Source organism: Saccharothrix sp. 6-C (assembly GCF_016695385.1).
GTDB classification, from domain to species: domain Bacteria; phylum Actinomycetota; class Actinomycetes; order Mycobacteriales; family Pseudonocardiaceae; genus Actinosynnema; species Actinosynnema texasense.
Genome location: NZ_CP064192.1, coordinates 1178661 through 1197864, shown reverse-complemented (window position 1 = coordinate 1197864; position 19204 = coordinate 1178661). Strand labels below are relative to the sequence as shown.

General features: G+C 71.4%; 21 protein-coding genes. 8 read left to right on the top strand and 13 right to left on the bottom strand.

All coding sequences use genetic code 11. The features are described 5' to 3' along the window. Positions 1-9: 9 nt before the first annotated feature. The 6 genes from IOD16_RS05655 to IOD16_RS05630 all read right to left on the bottom strand — a co-directional run bounded on the left by IOD16_RS05655 (position 10) and on the right by IOD16_RS05630 (position 4859). Positions 10-198 carry a hypothetical protein gene (locus IOD16_RS05655; RefSeq protein WP_201439178.1) on the bottom strand — a complete coding sequence of 63 codons (189 nt, stop codon included), beginning with the start codon at positions 196-198 and terminating at the stop codon, positions 10-12. Positions 199-233: 35 nt separating this feature from the next. Next, positions 234-755, bottom strand: coding sequence for a hypothetical protein (locus tag IOD16_RS05650; protein WP_201439177.1), 522 nt, complete (start codon positions 753-755; stop codon positions 234-236). A gap of 88 nt (positions 756-843) precedes the next feature. Next, positions 844-1329 carry a hypothetical protein gene (locus tag IOD16_RS05645; RefSeq protein WP_123743333.1) on the bottom strand — a complete coding sequence of 162 codons (486 nt, stop codon included), beginning with the start codon at positions 1327-1329 and terminating at the stop codon, positions 844-846. Positions 1330-1567: 238 nt separating this feature from the next. Then, positions 1568-2689, bottom strand: a complete 1122-nt coding sequence (locus tag IOD16_RS05640; RefSeq protein WP_236594767.1) for a hypothetical protein — start codon at positions 2687-2689, stop codon at positions 1568-1570. A 14-nt stretch (positions 2690-2703) separates the two neighbouring features. Then, positions 2704-3960 (bottom strand): glucarate dehydratase family protein, encoded by a 1257-nt coding sequence (locus IOD16_RS05635; RefSeq protein ID WP_201439175.1) that lies wholly within the window; start codon positions 3958-3960, stop codon positions 2704-2706. Then, positions 3957-4859, bottom strand: a complete 903-nt coding sequence (locus tag IOD16_RS05630; RefSeq protein WP_201439174.1) for a 5-dehydro-4-deoxyglucarate dehydratase — start codon at positions 4857-4859, stop codon at positions 3957-3959. The genes IOD16_RS05635 and IOD16_RS05630 overlap by 4 nt, the downstream gene beginning before the upstream one ends. A 753-nt stretch (positions 4860-5612) precedes the next feature. Here IOD16_RS05630 and IOD16_RS05625 point away from each other — a divergent pair. The 4 genes from IOD16_RS05625 to IOD16_RS05610 all read left to right on the top strand — a co-directional run bounded on the left by IOD16_RS05625 (position 5613) and on the right by IOD16_RS05610 (position 9526). Then, positions 5613-6407: an IclR family transcriptional regulator gene (locus IOD16_RS05625; RefSeq protein WP_328809422.1), complete on the top strand. Its 795-nt coding sequence runs from the start codon at positions 5613-5615 to the stop codon at positions 6405-6407. Positions 6408-6436: 29 nt separating this feature from the next. Then, positions 6437-7258, top strand: coding sequence for an NAD-dependent epimerase/dehydratase family protein (locus IOD16_RS05620; RefSeq protein WP_201439173.1), 822 nt, complete (start codon positions 6437-6439; stop codon positions 7256-7258). Next, positions 7255-8751: an aldehyde dehydrogenase (NADP(+)) gene (locus IOD16_RS05615; protein ID WP_201439172.1), complete on the top strand. Its 1497-nt coding sequence runs from the start codon at positions 7255-7257 to the stop codon at positions 8749-8751. Before IOD16_RS05620 ends, IOD16_RS05615 begins: the two co-directional genes overlap by 4 nt. 151 nt (positions 8752-8902) lie before the next feature. Next, positions 8903-9526 (top strand): hypothetical protein, encoded by a 624-nt coding sequence (locus IOD16_RS05610; protein ID WP_201439171.1) that lies wholly within the window; start codon positions 8903-8905, stop codon positions 9524-9526. A gap of 7 nt (positions 9527-9533) precedes the next feature. Here IOD16_RS05610 and IOD16_RS05605 read toward each other — a convergent pair whose 3' ends face one another. The 4 genes from IOD16_RS05605 to IOD16_RS05590 all read right to left on the bottom strand — a co-directional run bounded on the left by IOD16_RS05605 (position 9534) and on the right by IOD16_RS05590 (position 13068). Next, positions 9534-10469: a sigma-70 family RNA polymerase sigma factor gene (locus tag IOD16_RS05605; RefSeq protein ID WP_201439170.1), complete on the bottom strand. Its 936-nt coding sequence runs from the start codon at positions 10467-10469 to the stop codon at positions 9534-9536. 10 nt (positions 10470-10479) lie between these two features. Further along, positions 10480-11655 carry an NAD(P)/FAD-dependent oxidoreductase gene (locus tag IOD16_RS05600; RefSeq protein ID WP_201439169.1) on the bottom strand — a complete coding sequence of 392 codons (1176 nt, stop codon included), beginning with the start codon at positions 11653-11655 and terminating at the stop codon, positions 10480-10482. A 385-nt stretch (positions 11656-12040) separates the two neighbouring features. Further along, entirely contained in the window at positions 12041-12217 is a 177-nt protein-coding gene (locus tag IOD16_RS05595) for a DUF397 domain-containing protein (RefSeq protein ID WP_123743340.1), read from the bottom strand. After that, positions 12214-13068, bottom strand: coding sequence for a helix-turn-helix domain-containing protein (locus IOD16_RS05590; RefSeq protein WP_123743341.1), 855 nt, complete (start codon positions 13066-13068; stop codon positions 12214-12216). Before IOD16_RS05590 ends, IOD16_RS05595 begins: the two co-directional genes overlap by 4 nt. 682 nt (positions 13069-13750) lie before the next feature. Here IOD16_RS05590 and IOD16_RS05585 point away from each other — a divergent pair. The 4 genes from IOD16_RS05585 (at position 13751) to IOD16_RS05570 (ending at position 16813) form a co-directional block, all read left to right on the top strand. Then, positions 13751-14731 (top strand): ATP-binding cassette domain-containing protein, encoded by a 981-nt coding sequence (locus tag IOD16_RS05585; protein ID WP_201439168.1) that lies wholly within the window; start codon positions 13751-13753, stop codon positions 14729-14731. Next, positions 14728-15531, top strand: a complete 804-nt coding sequence (locus IOD16_RS05580; protein ID WP_123743343.1) for an ABC transporter permease — start codon at positions 14728-14730, stop codon at positions 15529-15531. The genes IOD16_RS05585 and IOD16_RS05580 overlap by 4 nt, the downstream gene beginning before the upstream one ends. 95 nt (positions 15532-15626) lie before the next feature. Next, entirely contained in the window at positions 15627-16178 is a 552-nt protein-coding gene (locus IOD16_RS05575) for a hypothetical protein (protein ID WP_123743344.1), read from the top strand. Beyond that, positions 16175-16813, top strand: coding sequence for a hypothetical protein (locus tag IOD16_RS05570; protein WP_201439167.1), 639 nt, complete (start codon positions 16175-16177; stop codon positions 16811-16813). The genes IOD16_RS05575 and IOD16_RS05570 overlap by 4 nt, the downstream gene beginning before the upstream one ends. A gap of 125 nt (positions 16814-16938) precedes the next feature. On the opposite strand, the gene IOD16_RS05565 is transcribed toward IOD16_RS05570, so the two are convergent. The 3 genes from IOD16_RS05565 to IOD16_RS05555 form a co-directional block, all read right to left on the bottom strand. Beyond that, positions 16939-17265 carry a hypothetical protein gene (locus IOD16_RS05565; RefSeq protein ID WP_123743346.1) on the bottom strand — a complete coding sequence of 109 codons (327 nt, stop codon included), beginning with the start codon at positions 17263-17265 and terminating at the stop codon, positions 16939-16941. Between the two features lie 225 nt (positions 17266-17490). Then, complete coding sequence (locus IOD16_RS05560) at positions 17491-18264, bottom strand: GntR family transcriptional regulator (protein ID WP_123743347.1); 774 nt, start codon at positions 18262-18264, stop codon at positions 17491-17493. 59 nt (positions 18265-18323) lie between these two features. Then, positions 18324-19157, bottom strand: a complete 834-nt coding sequence (locus IOD16_RS05555; RefSeq protein WP_201439165.1) for a glutamate ABC transporter substrate-binding protein — start codon at positions 19155-19157, stop codon at positions 18324-18326. Positions 19158-19204: the final 47 nt, after the last annotated feature.

The following is a 19204-nucleotide window of genomic DNA, read 5'->3' as shown; positions in this document are numbered from 1 at the left end:
GGTCCCCGATCAGGACGCCGCCGTCGACCGCAGCACCACACCGGTCGTGTACGCGGCTTCCGGCCGGGCGAGGCGGAGCGGGGCGAGGAGGTTCGTGGCGGCCAGGTCGTCACCGGATCGGACGGCGGCGTTGTCGAACCAGCACGTCGAGGCGCCCGCGCCCGTCACGACCACCGCCCTACCGGCGAAGATCGTCATGGGGGCGAACGGAGGGCTTCACGTCCGCGTGAAGGTCAAGCCGAATCGTCGCGGGCCTCCAGGACGATGCGACGTGAGCCGAGGGGCGCGTCGAGGGTGACGTTCAGCGGCACGTCGCGCAGTTCCTGCGTGCACATGACGCCGGTGGGCGGCGCGTAGTAGGTCGTGACGAGGGTGATCGACACCTGGTCGGCGGACTCCGCGGTGACCTCCGCGCTCGCCGACTTGCAGCCTCCCGCGAGGCCGACGACCTGGACCGTGCGACCGTCCGCCGACGTCCACGCCTGCCGCTTGTAGTGGTCGGGCAGCGTGCTGCCGTCGACCTGGTTGGCCGAGACCTCGGTCGGGCCGCCTTGCAGCGGTGCGGCGCTGGTCTGCGGCGGCGGAGCGGTCGGTTGGGTCTCACCAGGGGATGACAACGTTGTCGGAGCAGCCGACGAACCCGTCGTGGTGACCGTGGTGGACGACTCGCCGAGCGGGGCGTTGCCGGTGGTGGTGCTGGTGCACCCCGCGAGCGCGAGCAGGGTGAAGGCGACGGCGACCTTGACGTTCCTCATAGCTGCAGGACGGTACTCGGGGTCGTGAGGTTGCAGGGTGGGCGATGCCCGGCCGACCGGGGGCAGGCCGACCGGGCGCCGCGGGGCGTTACTTCTGGTCCTGGCGGGTGCTCAGGACGACCTTGCGGTCGCCGAGCGGCGCGTCGAGCTTCGCGGTCAGCGGCGGGTAGCGGATGTCCATCGTGCAGACCGGCTGGTCCAGCGGCGTGGTCTCGACCAGCACCACCTTCACGACCTGGGCGTTCTGCTCCGCGATCTCGACGCTCGCCTTGCCGCAGCCAGCTTCCTGGGCGATGACGCCGAGCACGCTGCCGTCGCCCTCGGTCCACGTGGTGGTGGGGGTGCCCTCGGGGATGGCGGCCGCGTCGATCCGCTCCTTGGGCACTTCCTTGCCGTTCGGCGGCACGGGGCTCTCGAACTCCGGCTCGCCCGGCGTGGTGGCCGGGGTCTCCGACGAGACCTCGGTGGTCAGCGTCGGCCCACCGGCGCCCGGACCGACGGGCGTGGACGTTGCGCAGGCGGCGAGCACGACCAGCAGCACACCCGCGCCGATAGCGGTTCCAAGGCTTCTCATGCTCCCAGGACGGACCGACCCACCCCCGCGGTTGCCCGCCCTTCTTCACAATTACCCGTTCGAGCGACCCGAGAGTCCAACCCCCAGCACTCGAGAGTCCAACCCCCAGGGCGCGAGAGTCCTACGTTCAGGAGCCCTGAATTCAACGTTCAGCACATGGGCCGGCCGTCTGAGCGTTGAACTCAGGGTGCCTGAACGTAGGACTCTCGACGGGTGAACGTAGGACTCTCGCGGTGGGTTAGGGGAGGGATTTGGGGAGGCCCGCGATGGCGTGGCGGAGGGCGTCCAGGCGGGACGCCGAGGCCAGGCCCGCGTGGTACAGGTGGAACTCCTGGACGCCGGCCTCCGCGTAGGCCAGCCACTCCTCCAGCAGCTCGTCGCCGTCCGCCGGCTTCGGCGGCAGGGCCAGCACGTACGCGGCGGTGCGCACGTCGGTTTCCGCGCGCAAGGCGCGGATCGCGGGCAAGGACGCCTGCACGCCCGGCCAGCACGTCACCGTCAGCACGTCGACGTCCGCGTCCACTCCCCCGGCCACCGTGGCGAACGGCCCGGTGCCCCACGGGTCGGCCGTCGCGTGCGCGGCGATCCGCGTGCCCGGCGACGTGGACCTGATCAACCCCACGAGGTCGCGGCGCAGCGAGCGGGAGATCTCCGTGCGCACCGCGCGCACGTCGGCAGTCCGATCCCCCAACGCCTCGTCCACGCTGGTGACAGCGTTGTCGACCCCCGCGCGCACCAGTGCGCGCAACCCTTCAGGGTCGTCATGGCGCCGCACGCAAGCCCCGCAGAAGCACAGCGACAGCAGCTTCTGCTGCACGGCCGACCAGTCCGCGCCGTCGGTCTTCTCGTGGTGCCCGCCGTGGAAGAACCCGAGCGGCCCGCACGCCTCCAGCACGATCCCGTCCGGCCGGCCCACCGCCAGCACCTCGGACACCAACGTGCGGGCGTACTCGACCACGTCGTCGTTCGACGGGCACAACGCGTACGGGTACAGGTCGCCGAAGGCGTTACGCACCGCCACGTCCGGATGAGCGTCGCCCAGCCGGCTGCTGTGCGTGAGCACGGTCCACGCGTACACCGGCAACCCGGCCGCTTTCAGCGCGTCCGAGGCCTCGCCGTAGGAGTTGTCGCTCTCCATCCAGGACGGCGAAGCGGGCGCCAGCCGCTTGCCCCGCCACGCCTCCTCCCGCACCGGCAGGTAGAGCGCCGCGTGCCGCGCGTCCACCATCCGGTGCGAGGGGTGGAACGGCGTCGCGGCCCGCACCGTGTGGTAGGACGCGGCGAGGGCCACCGCGTCCACACCCAACGACGCGACCCGTTCGACAGCCGACGGGTCGCCCACGACATCCCAGGGGTACACGTGCGCAACGGTGGTCACCACCGGGGGCGCTTCCTCTCGTAGGACGGGTCGTGCTTCTGCATGTAACCGGTGTCGTCGCGCTGCACGAGGCCGCACGTCCGGTAGTTCTCCGCGAGCCGCGCCAGCGCGTCGCGGTCGAGCTCGACGCCGAGGCCGGGCGCGGTCGGCACCGGGATGGCGCCGTCCACGAACGTGAACGGCGTGGTGATCACGTCGTCCGCGACGTTCCACGGGTAGTGCGTGTCGCACGCGTAGTTCAGGTTCGGCGTGGCCGCGGCGAGGTGGGTCATCGCGGCCAGGCTGATGCCCAGGTGCGAGTTGGAGTGCATGGACAGGCCGATGCCGAACGTCCGGCAGATCGCGGCCAGCTCCTTGGACCGCGACAGGCCGCCCCAGTAGTGGTGGTCGGACAGGATGACCTGCACCGCGTCCACCTCCACCGATCGGGCGATGTGCTCGAACGCGATCACGCACATGTTCGTCGCCAGCGGCATCGGCGCGCGGGCCGCGACCTCCGCCATGCCGTCGATGTCCGGCGCGGGGTCTTCCAGGTACTCGACGACGCCGTCGAGCTCCTCGGCGACCTTCAGCGACGTCTCCGGCGTCCACGCGGCGTTGGGGTCCAGCCGCAGCGGGTGGTCGGGGAACGCCTCGCGCAGCGCGTGGATCGCCTCGATCTCCTGGTCGGGCGGGTACACGCCGCCCTTGAGCTTGATCGAGCCGAACCCGTGCCGCTCGACGAGCATCCGGGCCTGCTCCACGATGCCCGCCGGGTCGAGCGCCTCGCCGAACTCGTCCGGCTCCGCGCCGGGGTGAGCGGCCCACTTGTAGAACAGGTACGCGCTGTACGGCACGGCGGTCCGCACGGCGCCGCCGAGCAGGTCGCTCACCGGGCGGCCGAGGGCCTTGCCCCGGATGTCCCAGCACGCCACCTCGAACGGCGAGAACACCCGGTCCACGGTGGACTCGACGGTGAGCGGCCCGGTCAGCCCGTGCCGGTCCGATCCCGCTTCGCCGCCGAGCGCCGTCGCGATCCGGGAGTGCATCTCGTTGAGGGCGTGCACGTCCAGGCCCAGCAACGCGGGCGCGGCCGTGCGCATGCGGGTGAGGTGGCCGATGTCGCCGTAGCTCTCGCCGAGCCCGGTGATGCCCTCGTCGGTGTGCACCTCCACGATGGTGCGCAGCGCCCACGGCTCGTGCACGCCCACCGAGTTCAGCAGCGGTGGGTCGCGGAAGGCGACCGGGGTGGTGGTGATGTCGGTGATCTTCATGCGGACAGGCTCCGACCGGCCGCGACGACCTTCTCCAGTTCCGCCAGGTGTTCGGGCGTCGGGTCGAGCAGCGGCGCGCGGACGCCGCCGACGTCGAGCCCGGTGGCCCGGACCGCCGCCTTCACCAGCGACACGGCGTAACCGGGGACCTTGTCGCGCAACTCGACCAGTGGCTTGTAGAACTCCAGCAGGTACCGGTTGACCAACGCGTCGTCACCGCTGTGCACGGCGTGGTAGAAGCCGAGCGAGATCTCCGGCGCGAAGCAGAACACCGCGGAGGAGTACAGGTCGACGCCGATGCCCCGGTACGCGGGCACGGTCAGCTCCGCGGTCGGCAGGCCGTTGAAGAACTGGAACGGCTTGTCGACCGCCGAGCGCACCGCGAGCACGATGCGGTGCAGCAGGTCGATGTCGCCGAGCCCGTCCTTGAACCCGACCACGGTCGGCAGCGACGCGACGTCCACGGCCGTCTCGGGCGTGAACACCGCGTTGTTGCGCTGGTAGACGATCAGCGACAGGTCCGACGCGGCCGCCACCTCCGTCACGTACCGGACCAGCCCCTTCGGCGGGTTGGACACCAGGTACGGCGGCAGCAGCAGCAGGCCGTCCGCACCGACCCGTTCGGCGGACTCGGCGATCCGCTTGGCCGTCGGCAGCGGGCCGCCGACGCCCGCGAACACCGGCACCCGCCCCGCGGTCGCCTCGACCGCGACGGCCACCGCCCGTTCGACCTCCGACGGCTCCAACGCGTGGAACTCGCCCGTGCCGCAGGCGATGAACACGCCGCCCGCGCCCGCCGCCACCCCTCGTTTGACGTGCTCGGCCAGCACGTCCTCCGCGAGCGCGCCGTCCGAGCCGAACGGCGTCACCGGGAAGAACAGCACCCCATCCAGTTGCATACCCAGACCTTCATCCCTTGATCGCTCCCGTGGTGATCCCACGCAGGAAGGACTTTTGCGTTCCTCGCGCGGCAGCGCGCAGGCGGCGAGCGCGCTGACGGCGAGGTGAAGCAGCAGGGGCACCATCGGCGCTGATGAGCGAGTCCCCGCCGACGTGACAATGGTTCGGGTGTGGTTCCGCGGGGCGACCCCGAGGTCGGGGTCGCCCCGCGGGGTGGGCCGCGACGGCACCGCCGCCACTGGCCGTCGCCCCCACGTCCAAGGCGGTGTCGACCGGTGTCACCGGGACACCTTGAGCGAACGGACGGCCCGAGTCCAGGAGTTGCGCAACCCCGGCCGTTCGCGGGAGTTCACCGGTTCGGCGGATGCCGTCGTCGGTCCGGGTGCCGTCGTCGGCCCGGCGGGCGCCGTCGTTCCGGTGGGGTCTGCCGCGGCGCGGAGCCGTGCGCCGGGAGACTTGGCGCAGAGCGTGGACGACCCCGCCACGCGGCGCGTTCGGGCCGAGGGCGGCACGTGGCGGCGCGCCGCTCCGGCGGCTGGGCGGTAGCCGCAGGTCGGGTGCGTGGTCGGACCCGCAACGGTCGCAGCCGCGACGGCCGTGGCGCACCGGCGGGAGAGTGTCATGGACGGCGACTCCTGTTCGCGGCCGTACTGTTCATATATATGAATCGGGGTCGTACTTGTGAACGTGTTGGGCGGACTGTAAGAATCGGCGCAGCGACGTGTCAAGAGCGTGTTGCCGGAACGTTTCCCGTGGAGGACTTGGTGACTGGACCCGCGTCACCCGCTCGGCCGAACGCGGTCAAGTCGGCCGATCGGACTGTGGAACTGCTCGAAGTGCTGTCGGCATCGGACCGCCCGCTGACCCTGACCGAACTGCACCGCGAGCTGAGCTACCCGAAGTCGAGCCTCTACATGCTGTTGCAGACGCTCGTCGCCCGGGGCTGGGTGGAGCTCGACCCCACCCGCGGCACGTACGGCATCGGCGTGCGCGCGCTGCTCGTCGGCACGTCGTACCTCGACCACGACCCGGTGGTGCAGGTCGCCATCCGCGTGATGGAGCAGGTGCGCCGGGAGATCAACGAGACGGTCCACCTGGCCCGCCTCGACGGCGCGGACGTGGTCTACCTGGCCAGCCGCGAGTCCGAGCACCACCTGCGCGTGGTGTCCCGCGTCGGGCGGCGGCTGCCCGCGCACTCCACGTCGCTGGGCAAGGCGCTGCTCGCCGCCCGCACGCCCGCCGAGGTCGACGCGATCCTGCCCGCGCGGCTGACGCCGCTGACCCCGAACACGATCATCGAACGCCCGGCGCTGCACGCCCAGCTCGCCGGGTTCCGCGCGGTCGGGTACGCGCACGAGCGCGAGGAGAACACGCCGGGCCTCGGCTGCTTCGCCGTCGCCCTGCCCTACCGCAACCCGGTGCTCGACGCGATGAGCTGCTCGGTGCCGCTGGGCCGGCTCGACCCCGACCACGAGCGCCAGGTCGTGGAGGCGCTGCTGCACGCGGCCCGCACGATCACCGAACTGCTGCGCCAGTTCGGCCGCTGATTCCTGTTCCGATTCCGAAAGGGCTCGACGTGACCGAGCGAATCCTCATCACCGGCGCCGCCGGCATAGTCGGCACGCTCATGCGCACCCGGCTGGCCGCGCCGGACCGGACCCTGCGCCTGCTCGACATCGCGCCGCTGCCGGCCGCCGCCGACGGTGAGCGGGTCGAGCTGGTCACGGCTTCGGTGACCGACGAGGCCGCGATGGAGGAGGCGTGCGCGGGCGTCGACGCGGTGATCCACCTCGGCGGCCACAGCCTGGAGCGGCCGTGGGCGGAGATCCTGGACGTCAACATCAACGGCACGCACGTGGTGCTGGAGGCGGCGCGGCGGGCCGGCGTGCCCCGGGTCGTGCTGGCCAGCTCCAACCACGCCGTCGGGTACTACGAGCGCTCCTCCGGTGAGGCCGGCGACTACCTGTTCCCGAAGCCGGACACGTACTACGGCGTGAGCAAGGTGGCGCTGGAGGCGTTGGGCAGCCTGTACGCGTCCCGCTACGGCATGGACGTGATCGCGGTGCGGATCGGGTCGTGCTTCGAGAAGCCGCGTGACGCGCGGATGCTGTCGACGTGGTTGTCGCCGGACGACGGCGCGCGGCTGTTCGAGGCCTGCCTGTCGGCGCCGTCGCCCGGGTTCCGGGTCGTGTGGGGCGTGTCGGACAACACGCGGCGGTGGTTCTCGCTGAGCGAGGCGGAGTCGTTGGGGTACAAGTCCGAGGACGACTCCGAGGTGTTCGCGGAGGAGGTCCTCGCCGGGGGCGCGCCCGATCCCGGGTCGCCGGCCATGACGCACTTGGGCGGCGTGTGGTGCACGCCCGAGTTCGACACCGCGGTGAAGGAGGCCGGCCGATGAGCGGCGGCGTGCAGGGGTACGACCCCCGGACCGGCGAGCCGGTCGGCGAGGCGGTGCCGGAGACGTCGGACGTCGCCGTCGACGAGCTGGCGCGCGCGGGTGCGGCGGCGTTCCCGGCGTGGTCGGCGTTGCCGGCGGCGGAGCGCGCTTCGGTGCTGGACGCGGTGGCGGACGCGCTCGACGCTTCCTCCGACGCCCTGGTCTCGCTCGCCGACGCCGAGACGGCGTTGGGCGTGCCGCGGTTGACGACGGAGCTGAAGCGGACCACGAACCAGCTGCGGCTGTTCGGCGAGGTGCTGCGCGAGGGCAGCTACGTCGAGGCGACGTTGGACTCGGCGAACCCCGACATCGTGCCGCCGCGGCCCGTGCTGCGGCGCATGCTCCGTCCACTCGGGACGGTGGGCGTCTTCGCCGCGTCGAACTTCCCGTTCGCGTTCTCCGTGGCGGGCGGCGACACGGCGTCCGCGCTGGCCTCGGGCTGCCCGGTGATCGTCAAGGCGCACCCGTCGCACCCCGGCACGTCGCGGGAGACGGCGCGGATCGTGGCTTCCGTCGTGCCGGCGGGCGTTTTCGGGATCGTGCACGGCCAGGAGGCCGGCGTGGCGCTGGTCAAGCACCCCGCGATCAAGGCGGTCGGCTTCACCGGCTCCACCGGGGGCGGCCGGGCCCTGTACGACCTGGCCAACGCGCGCCCCGACCCGATCCCGTTCTACGGCGAGCTGGGCAGCGTCAACCCGACCGTCGTCCTGCCCGACGCCGCCGCCGCGCGCCCCGAGGGCTTCGCGGCCGAGTTCGTCGGCTCGCTCACGCTCGGCGTGGGCCAGTTCTGCACCAACCCCGGCTTGCTCTTCGCGCCGGCCTCCCTCGTGCCGGCCCTGGCGGACGCCGTCGCGGCCGCCGCGGGCGGCCCGATGCTGAACGAGCGGATGCGCGACTCCTACCGCTCCGGCACCGGCGACCTGGCCGCCTCCGGCCTCGCCGACCTGGTCGCCGAGGGCACCGCGCCCACCGAGGGCTGGTCCGTCGAACCGCGCCTCTTCCACGTGCCCGTGGCCGCGTTCGCGGAGAACCTCGAGAAGCTGACCGAGGAGCACTTCGGCCCGGCGGCGGTCGTGGTGACCTACACCGATCCGGCCGAGCTGGAACCGGTCCTGTCCCGGCTGCCCGGCACGCTCACCGGCACCGTGCACGCCGCCGAGTCCGAGCACGAGCACGCGGGGCGCGTCGCCGAGGCGCTGCGGCCGGTCGTCGGCCGGCTGATCTTCAACGGCTGGCCGACCGGTGTGGCCGTGGCCTGGGGCATGCACCACGGCGGACCGTGGCCGTCCACCACCAACCCGCTCCACACGTCCGTCGGGGCCACCTCGATCCGGCGTTGGGTGGCGCCGGTGACCTACCAGTCCTGGCCGGACGCCCTGCTGCCCGCCGAGCTGCGCGAGGGCAACCCGCTGGGCATCCCGCGGCGGGTGGACGGGGTGCTCGGAGTCCACTGAACGGCCCACCGAACCGGCCGGAGACCGAGCCGGACCAGGCTCGGTCTCCGGCCCTCCCAGTCGCCGAGCGGTCCTCGGGGATGCTTCCCCGGGGACCGCGGCCGTCGGCGAACCCCTGGTGGCCGGAGGGTGGGCGGCAGGTGGTGGAACCGTGTCGTCGCGCACCACGTCGGTGTGGGTGGAATCAGCCGACAAGACGGGGCAGGCGAAGGCGATGGATACCTACCGCATCTCGATCGACGACAGATCGGGTGCGACGCTGCGTGGCCGGGTGCACATCATCAACCCCGACGCGGAGGCCGTGCCGCCCGGTCGGGACTTCGCGTTGCGGGTGATCGTGGAGGTGTGGCACCGGATCCGGCACGGGCACTTCTTCACGTCCGGTGAGGAGAACCTGCCCGACGACCGGCTGCACCTCGGGCTGGACGAGCTGCGGGGCGTGGTGGAGGAACCCGGGCTCAAGTCGGTGTTCGAGCGGCTCAGGGCGTTGGACCGGGGTCGTGACGCTCGGGCGTTCCACGAGCGGGCGTGTGAGGTCGTGGTCGACTACCGCCTCGGCGAGATCCGGAACTGGCCGCCGCCGTGGGACTTCGGCGACGAGGACGACGAGGAGTACGACGAGGACGCGTACGCGGGGAAGTTGGCCGCGATGACGCTGGAGGACTACCCGTACGCCGAGTTCACGATCACCGTGGGCGATGTGCGCCACGTCGCGCACATCGGCGGCGGCATCCACTTCGCCACGGCCATCCAGGGCGGGTTCGGCCGGGAGTGATCGGCGGTCACCACGATTCGACGATCGGCGCGTCGTGGGGCCGCTGCCGCCATTGCGCGGTCATGCGGCCGAGCCGGGACGGCGAGGCCAGGCCGCGCAGGGTCGCGATCCGGCCGTCGCGGAGCTCCAGGACACCGACGCCCACGACCCGGTCGCCCGCCACGGCGATCATCGCCGGCGCGCCGTTGACCAGGCCGGCGTGGATCGACAGGGTGCCGCCGACCAGCTTCCGCTTCGCCGGGGTCGGCTTGAAGCCGGCGCGCAGGGCGGCGGCGACGCGCTCGGCGGTCGTGTGCCGCAGCAGCTTCCCGGTCAGGCCGGCGCCGTCGGAGATCGCGGTGGCGTCGTCGGTCAGCAGGGCGACCAGGCGTTCGGTCCGGCCGGAGGACGCGGCGGCGATGAACGCCTCCACGATCCGGCGCGCGGCGGCGCGGTCGACTTCACCGAGGTTGCGCTCCGCGGCGACGTGCCGGCGGGCGCGGTGGGCGTGCTGCTGGCTCGCGGACTCGGTGATGTCGAGGATGCCGGCGATCTCGGCGTGGCCGTAGGAGAACGCCTCGCGCAGCACGTAGACGGCCCGTTCGACCGGCGGCAGGCGTTCCAGGAGGGTCAGCACCGCCAGGGTGACCGACTCGCGCTGCTCGGCGGTGTCGGCCGGGCCCAGCATCGGGTCGCCGTCGAGGAGGGGTTCGGGCAGCCAGGCGCCCACCGCGCGTTCGCGCCGCGTCGTCGCCGAGCGGAGCCGGTCCAGGGACAGGTTCGTGACCACCTTGGTCAGCCACGCCTCGGGCACCTCGATGTGGTCCCGGTCGGCCGCCTGCCAGCGCAGGAACGCGTCCTGCACGATGTCCTCCGCGTCGGCGGCCGAGCCGAGCAGGCGGTAGGCCAACGAGGCCAGCCGGTCCCGGCCGGCCTCGAAGCGCGCCAAGGCGACACCGTCCATGGCGGTCACGCTAGGCGACGGCCGCTTCGGCGGCCCTGGCCACGCGGTACCTGCGGGTCGGCATGCCGAACGTGGGGTGGCCCATGCCGAAGGCCGCGCCGCGGAGGATGACCGCTTTGAAGCGGGCGGCCGGGCGGCCCCGCAGGGCCCAGGTCTTCGACCGCGCGTCGCCGTCGACGGCCTGGAAGATCCCGTCCCGGCGGCCGAGGCTGATGTGGTTGCCGACGTAGCTCAGGGAGGTCGTCGGGACCTCGCGGCCGGTCAGGTCGCCGATGATCGCGGCCACGGCCTGCCCGCTGGTGAGGCCCGCCGAGGCGCAGGACATCGGCAGCGGGCGGCCGTTGTCGCCGATGACGTGGACGCTGTCGCCGGCGGCGTAGACGCCGGCGTGCGAGACGGAGCGCATCATGCGGTCGACCAGGATCTGGCCGTTGTCGGCGACTTCGAGACCGGCGGCGGCGGCGAGGGGGTGGGCGGTGAAACCGGCCGCCCAGACGACGGCGTCGGCGGTGAAGGTCCGGTGGGTGGCGGTGGCGCCCGAGGCTTCGACGCGGTCGACGGTGGTGTTCTCGTGGACCGTGATGCCGAACCGGTCGAACGCCCGCAGCAGGTGGCGACGGGCCTTGGGGCCGAGCCGCCCGCCCAGCTCGCCGGCGGTGACGAGGGTGACGTCGAGGTGGGGCCGGGACTCGGCGATCTCGGTGGCGGCCTCGATCGCGGTCAGGTTACCGCCGACGACCAGGACCGCGCCGTGCTCGCCCAGCTCGTCGAGGCGATGGCGCAGGCGCAGCGCCGACGGGCGGTCGGCGACGGGGTGGGCGTGCTCGGCCACGCCCGGGACGCCGTGGTCGGCGGCGGCGCTGCCCAGCGCGTAGAGGAGGGTGTCGTAGCCGAGGTGGTCGACACCCTCGCCGCCGGTCACGGTGACCGTCCGGTGCTCGACGTCGACGGCGGTGACCCTGGCCGGGCGCAGGTGGATGCCGGTGCCCGCGAACAGGTCCGCCAGGCGGTGGCGGCGGAGGTCCTGGCCCGCGGCGAGCTGGTGCAGGCGCATCCGCTCGACGAAGTCGGGTTCGGCGTTGACGACGGTGATCCCGACGTCGTCGGCGTGCAGGCGGCGGGCGAGCTGTCCGGCGGCGTAGCCCCCGGCGTAACCGGCTCCCAGGACGATGATGCGGTGCTTCATGTGCGTGCTCCTGTCGGGTTCGCTCGCCCCTCTGAACGAGACGGCGACCCGATTCCTGACAGGAGCCGGCTGTGGCCTGGGTCACTGCATCAACCACGCCGCCCACCACGCGCACCACCCGACACCTGGCCACCGTTCATCCACTGTGGACCGTCACCCGGTCCGTGGTGCGAGGGGCCGCGGGAGGAGACGAACGGCTGCGCCGCGTCGCCGAGTCGCTCGACCCGGTGACGTCGGCGGCGACCCGCCGGTCGGCTTCCAGCCCCGCCCGAGGCCCCCGGTCGCGACCTCCTCGGGACGGGTCGGTGATCGGCCGCGCCGTCGCCGCCGCCCCCGGTGCGACGTGACCGCCACACCGGGGGCGACGGCGGGTTGGCGGTTGCGGTCAGGTTTGCCGCAGGGTTGTCAGGAACGCCCGGAACGGACGTTGGGCGAAGGTCAGTCTGGGTCCTGGTCGTTTGCTGTCCCGAACACTGGTCGTGCTCCGTCCCACGGCCAGTTCGACGCAGTTGTTGCCCGCGCCGGAGTACGTGCTCTTGCGCCACGCCTTGTCGTTGTTCATGTGTCCTTCAGTGCGGTTGCCAGTTTTCTGATCAGCGAAGCCGACTCCTTGGGCGAAAGGGCGACCTCGCTCACGATTTCCTCGAAGTGCAACAGGTACTTCTGCACGTCGGCGCGATTGTCCACCCACTTGCCACCACCCGCGTACTCCAGGTACACGGCCGAAGGATCACTGTCCTCGAAGCGGAGAGCAGTCGCGCCACCGCCCGACATGGTCCCGTGGGCGCCGGCGCCGAACGGGACCACTTGGATGGTGATGTTGTCCTGCTTCCCCTTCTCGAGCAAATGCGACAACTGCTCGCGCATGACGGCGGTGCCGCCGACGATCCGGTGCAGGGCCGCCTCGTCGATCACCGCGTGCAGCCGTAACCCCGGCAGCCTCCGCTGCCGGTTCGCCAGCGCCGCCGCCACCTGTTCCACGGACACCGACGAGTCCATGAACCGCTGCCCCGCGAGCCTGATCGCCGTCGCGTAGGCGGGCGTCTGGAGCAGCCCCGGTATCACGATCATCTCGATGGTGCGCACCTCCGTGGCGTCTGCTTCCTGCCGGGCATACGTCCGTGCCTCCGGGGTGAAGGCAGCGGCGTACACCAGGCGGGTGCCGTCCTGCTTCGCGTCCTCCCACAACGCTTCCGCTTCGCGCCGCTCGGCATCGGTCGCCCCGTAGAGGCCGAGCAGCGCGCCCAGTTCGGTCCAACTCGGACTGATGTAACCGTTCTCCATCCGCGACAGCGTCGACTGCGTCTTCCTCGTCAACGCGTGGTAGTCGATCTCGGTCTTGCCCGCTCGCTTGCGCAAGGCGTTGAGGAACTGCCCCAGCTTGCGCTTGCGTCGGGTTTGGACGGCTGCCATGCGGATCGCTCCTCGCTGGAAAAGAACTGCGAACACCCTAGTGCTGTTCCGCAGCCCGCTCTCGTTCACTCGATCGAGCGTCTAACAGGTGCATATACGCCCTTCACTCATCACCCTCCGTCGGCGGCGGCCCCGACGCCCCCGGACACGCCCCAGGACATGTCCGGCGAACTGGACGGGTGATCAGCGCGGACCAAGTCTGGCCACATGTACATCTCGCAGGTCCGGCTGCGGAACGTCAAGGGTTTCCACCGCCCCCGCGAAGTGGATTTCGAGCCGGCCGCCGCACCGCGGTCTCCAGCCGTCGCTGGAGCAGGAGCCGGCGGGCAGCGGGAGCACCGCCCCGCGCGGGCCGGGCAGAACAACCCGACCGGGTGGCGCCGCCGACCCCGGCGGCCGGAACCGGGCCGGAGGCCCCCGAAGGCGGTCGACGGGGGCCTCTGCGAGCAGGTCGTCCTCGGCAGCCGTAGATGTTTGCGGGCTCAACCGACCCGGGTGCCGACGCAGGGTCGGGAACGCCGTGGGCGCTCGCCGTGCTGCGGGAGGACGAACCGCGCGTGCGACCGCTCGCGCGACGCAGGCGCAGGCCGGACCGTCCACAGAGCCCACTTCCCCGCCGGCGCCCGGGTCCGGTCCGGTAAATCCGCCTGAAATTGTCGGACCGCCGGTCCATCATGGCCGGATGGCAGACGCAATCGTGGCCGAAGGACTGGTCAAGCGCTACGGGTCGGTGATCGCCCTCGACGGCCTCGACCTCGTGGTGCCGGAAGGGACCGTCATGGGCCTGCTCGGGCCCAACGGCGCGGGCAAGACGACGACGGTGCGCGTGCTCACCACGCTGCTGGAGCACGACGAGGGCAAGGCGACCGTCACCGGCCTCGACGTCGTCGCCGACGCCAAGGAGCTGCGCCGCCGGATCGGGCTGTCCGGCCAGTACGCGGCCGTCGACGAGAACCTGACCGGTTTCGAGAACCTCGACATGGTGGGCCGGCTCTACCACCTGGGCAAGCAGCGCAGCCGGGAACGGGCGCGCGAGCTGCTGGAGCGGTTCGACCTGGTGGAGGCCGCCGACCGGCCGGTGAAGGGCTACTCGGGCGGCATGCGCCGCCGGCTCGACCTGGCGGGCGCGCTGGTGGCCGAGCCGAGGGTGCTGTTCCTCGACGAGCCGACCACGGGCCTGGACCCGCGCAGCCGGCTCGGCATGTGGGACGTCATCGGGGAACTCGTGGCGGGCGGCACCACGCTGCTGCTGACCACGCAGTACCTGGAGGAGGCCGACCGGCTCGCGGACGAGATCGCGGTCATCGACCACGGCCGGGTCATCGCGCTGGGCACGGCGGACGAGCTGAAGGCCCAGGTCGGCGGTGAACGGCTGGAGCTGACCGTCAGCTCGGCCCACGACGCGCAGACGGCGAAGGCGGCGCTCACGCCGTTGGCGATCTCGGAGATCACCGTGGACGAGCGAGGGCACCGGCTGACCGTGCCGGTGTCCGGCGGCGCCGACGTGCTGGTGGACGGCGTCCGGAGGCTGGACGCCGAGTCGGTCAAGGTGCTCGACATCGGCCTGCGCAGGCCGACGTTGGACGACGTGTTCCTGACGCTGACCGGACACGCGGCCAGTGGGACCGGCACCGAGGACAAGCAGGGGGAGCAAGGAGCATGAGCGCGTTCACGCAAGCGTTGGGCGACGGCGCGGTGGTCGCCAAGCGCAACCTGATCAAGATCAAGCGGGTCCCGGACCTGATCGTGTTCTCGACGTTGTCGCCGATCATGTTCGTGCTGTTGTTCGCGTACGTGTTCGGCGGCTCGATCGCCATCCCCGGCATGGACTACCGCGAGTTCCTGATGGCCGGGATCTTCGCGCAGACCGTGGTGTTCGGCGCGACCATCACCGGCGCCGGGCTGGCCGAGGACATCCAGAAGGGCGTGATCGACCGGTTCCGGTCGCTGCCCATGGCGCGCTCGGCGGTGCTGATCGGGCGGACCACCAGCGACCTGGCGAACAACGTGATCGTCGTGCTGGTGATGTCGGTGACCGGGCTGATCGTCGGCTGGCGGATCCACTCGTCGCCGCTGGAGGCGCTGGCCGGGTTCGCCCTGCTGCTGCTGTTCGCCTACGCGGTGTCGTGGGGCATGGCCATCGTCGGGCTGATGGTGCGCAGCCCCGAGGTGTTCAACAACGCGTCGTTCATCGCGATCTTCCCGCTGACGTTCATCGCGAACACGTTCGTGCAGGAGAGCAACCTGCCCGGACCGCTCAAGACGTTCGCCGAGTGGAACCCGGTGTCGGCGGTGACGGCCGCGGCCCGCCAGTTGTTCGGCAACACCAACCCGCTGGCGCCGGCGGCGGACGTGTGGCCGTTGCAGCACCCGGTGCTGATGACGTTGATCTGGGTGGTCGTGTTCCTGCTGATCTTCGTGCCGCTGGCGATCCGGCAGTACCGCAAGGCGGTGGCGCGCTAGCCGCGAACGCGGCACGGGTTTGTCAAGAGGCGAACAGGTTTCGGATCGGTCGCCTGACGGGTAGCCGGTGGACAACAGAGCCCTAGGAGGCGCAGATGTCCACCGGTACCACCATCGGCGTGATCGTCGTCGTGCTGGTCGTACTGGCCGCGATCGCGGTGCTGCTGAAGTTCGTCATGCAGCGCAAGAGGTTGCGCTCGAAGTTCGGCCCCGAGTACGAGCGGGCCCTCGAGCACAACGGCAGCCGCATGGCGGCGGAACGCGAACTCTCGGAGCGGGAGCGCGAGCACTCGAAGCTCGAACTCCGCACCCTCGACGCCACGACTCGCGACACCTACGCCCGCAACTGGACCCTCGTCCAGGAGCAGTTCGTCGACGAGCCGACCCAGGCCGTGAGCCAAGCGGACCACCTCGTCACCGACCTGATGGCCGAACGCGGTTACCCCACCGAGGACTACGAGCGTCGCGAGAAGCTGCTGTCCGTCGAGCACGCCCGCACGCTGGAGCACTACCGCGAGGCGCACTCCGTCGTCGAGCGCCAGGAGCGCGGCGAGGCGACGACCGAGGACCTGCGCACCGCGATGGTCCACTACCGCACCGTGTTCGAGGACCTGCTGGGCGACCACCGGGAAGGAGCACGGTCATGACCGAACAACGTCAGCACCTCACCACCGAGGACTTCGCCGAGCGCACCCCGCTCGACCGCGACTCGCTGGACGGCCGCGGGGCCGAGCGCGAGCCGATCGACCAGACCCCGGCCGACCGCGACGTCGCGGAGCCGGACCTGACCGACCAGGAACGCCTCGACCGGGAGCCGGTGGCGCACGACTCGACCGGCCACGACTCGACCGGCCACGACCTCGCCGGGCACGACCACGCCGGCCACGACTCGACTGGGCACTGGACGTCCACCCTCGAAGAGCCGGTCGCGTTCGACGAGCAGGACACCCGGGAGCAGCCCGCCGGGCACGACGAGCCGGTCGAGCCGGCCGCGGTCGACACGACCGCGGGCGACGCGCCGCTCTTCACCCCGGACGACGCGGCCGACTACCAGGCCGAGTGGCGCGCCCTGCAGGCCGACTTCGTCGACGACCCCCGCGAGGCCGTGCAGCGGGCCGACGAACTGGTCGCCCAGGTGATGCAGTCGCTGGCCACCACCTTCACCGAGCACAAGCACTCGCTCGAGGAGCAGTGGCAGCGGGGCGACGAGGCGCAGACCGAGGAACTGCGACAGGCCCTCAAGCGCTACCGCACGTTCTTCGACCGGCTGCTGTCCGTCTGACTGCCCGCTCGACGGTCCGGGTGACTGCCGGGTGACAGCGAGAGTGGAACCGAAGGAGCGATGACTCCCCGTTGTGCGTCTGGCGACCCAGGTGCACAACGGGTGTTTCACGCCCGCGGCACGACTCAGCCCGGCAGTTCCCGGATCTCCATCTCCAGCACGTCGATCTCGTCGCTGATCGCCTCGTCCAACATCCGGTCGAGCAGCTCGGAGCAGTCCGAGGACCCGATGCCGAACCGGGGCACCTGCTCCCACCACACCGCCGGGTTGTTCCAGAACGAGCCGGAGCCCTGGTCGACGCGTTCGAGGCAGCGCAGCCGCGCATCGTCGTCCGGCAGCCGGCGGACGTGGTCGATGAACCGGGCCAGCGCGTCCGGGTCGATCACCGGCACCGCGCCGTACCCGCGCAGGCAGTCCTCGAGCTCCGTCAGGAACTCCTCTTTGAACGTCACGGCGCCACCCCCGCTTCCCCCGCGGCCCTGCGGGTGAGGAGGACTCACGTACCAGGGCAACCACGGTACATCCGCCGGGGTGCGCGGAACTTGGTGCCAATGGGCGGTTTCCGGGAAAGATTCGCTAACGTTCCGCGCCCGTCCGCGTCACGACGACCGGCATGCCACTGTTATGTCCTCAATGGACTGACAAGTGTTCATCGCGCGGTTACCGGCGCGTGACCTTCACTCCGCGCGCAGCCGCGCCATGAAGCTGAACCGGTCGCCCCGGAAGAGCGAGCGGACCCGCTCGATCGGCTCGCCGGCGTCGTCATGGGACACGCGGTGCAGCAGCAGCATCGGCAGCGCCGGGTTCGTGCCGATGAGCAACGCCTCGCGCGGCGTCGCCAGGACCGTCTCCACCCGCTCCTCGGCCTCGGCGAACACCACGCCCAAGCGGTCGGCCAGGCACGCGTACAGCGACGTGGTCGGGTCCAGCTCCTCCAGCAGCGTCGGGAACCGCGCCGCGGACAGGTAGGTCGACTCCAGCCCGACCCGCTCGCCGTCGGCCAGCAGCACGCGTTCCAGGTGGACGACCTCGTCGCCCCGCCCGATCCGCAGGTCCCGCGCCAGCACCTCGTCCGCGGGCAGGTGCTCGACGGTGATCACGCTGCGCGCCGCGTCGACGCCCTGCCTGCGCATGCCCTCGGTGTAGCTGAGCAGCGACAGCGGCTGCACCAGCTTGGGCGGCGCGACGTAGGTGCCGCTGCCCTGCCGGCTCTGCAGCTTGCCCTCGAGCACCAGTTCCCCGACGGCTTGGCGCAGCGTCACCCTGGACACCGCGAACCGCTCGGCCAGCTCCCGCTCCGACGGCAGCGCCGTGCCCTCGCCGAGGGCGTCGACGAGCCACAGCAGCTCGGTCTTCACCGCGTAGTAGCGGGGGATGCGGCCGTGTTCGGGGATGCCGGCGCGGACCGGCCCGTCCGCCCGGTACTGGGGCACGTAATGCGAGGCATGCACACAGCCGAGCCTACGGGTCGGTCCGGGCCGGTCGGACCGCTGACGGGGTGGGTCGCAGATCACCCGGCGAGCGTCGGCGGGTCCGGGATGGGGTAACCCGACGCGCCCACGTTGGCCTCCAACGACTTGCGCCATTCGCCGGTGTCGATCATCTTCCGAACGGCCGCGGTCACCTTGGCCTTGCTGGTCGGGTCGCCTCGGCGCATCCCGATGCCGTACTCCTCCTTGCTGAACGGCCGGCTGACCACCCGCAGCAGCTCGGGGTTCTGCGCGGCGTACCCGGCGAGGATCACGTCGTCGGTCGTCATGGCGTCCACCTGCTCCGCCAGCAGCGCCGTGACGCAGTCGCTGAAGTTCGGGTACTCCACCAGTTGCACGGACTGCGCGAACTGGTCCTTCACGTACTGCGCCGACGTGGTGTTGGCCACCGAGCACAGCTTCAGGTTGCCGGAGTTGAGCGATTCCGGCCCGGTGATCCGCTCGTCGGTCAACCGCACCAGCAGATCCTGCCCGGCCACGAAATACGGGCCTACGAAGTCGATTACCTCCTTGCGCTTGTCGGTGATCGAGTAACTGGACACGACGAGATCCGCGGCGCCGTCGACCAGCAGCTTCTCGCGTTCCGACGGCGTCGCCTCGGTGAAGGTGATGCCGGATTCGTCGACCCCCAGTTCCCTTGCCACGTAACGGGCCACGTCGACGTCGAAGCCGCGGTAGCTGCCGTCCAATCGGCGCAGGCCGAGGCCTGGTTGGTCGTACGCCACGGCGATCGTCAGCTTGCTGGAGCTGTCCGCCTTGCCGGCGACGGTCGTGTCGTCACCGGTGGAGCACGACGAGAGGACAAGCGCGGCGGAACACGCCACAACAAGGGCGCGCAACGGTGCCAGAGCCATTCTTCCCCTTTTCGGGAGCTTCCTCGGGTTGCCGGGAAACCTAAGCG